This is a genomic window from Mesorhizobium sp. M8A.F.Ca.ET.208.01.1.1, assembly GCF_004791315.1.
In the GTDB taxonomy this organism is placed as follows: domain Bacteria; phylum Pseudomonadota; class Alphaproteobacteria; order Rhizobiales; family Rhizobiaceae; genus Mesorhizobium.
Genome location: NZ_SRUT01000252.1, coordinates 1 through 315, shown reverse-complemented (window position 1 = coordinate 315; position 315 = coordinate 1). Strand labels below are relative to the sequence as shown.

Annotated in this window: 1 pseudogene; it reads left to right on the top strand. The window is 64.4% G+C overall.

The features are described from left to right. Positions 1 to 315, top strand: a pseudogene (locus tag EN851_RS37570) (gfo/Idh/MocA family oxidoreductase); the annotation flags it as partial.

Sequence of the window (315 nt, the reverse complement as noted above, 5' to 3'; positions counted from 1 at the left end):
GGCTTGCACTGCGTGTGTTCGGCTCCGATGCCGCGATCACCTGGCACCAAGAGCACCCAGAACAACTCACCTTTACGGAATCCGGGCAGCAGCCGGTTGTCTTTGCCCGCGGCGGCGCGGGCGTCAGCGCCGGAGCGAAAGCTGCCTCCAGAGTTCCCGCCGGCCATCCGGAAGGCTATCTCGAAGGTTTTGCCAACATCTACCAGGAAGCCGCCCGCGCCATCCGCGCGGCGCGCAGGAAAGGCGGCAAGCCGGCTAAGGATGTGATTTTCCCGACGATCGAGGACGGCGTCGAAGGCATGGCCTTCATCGAAG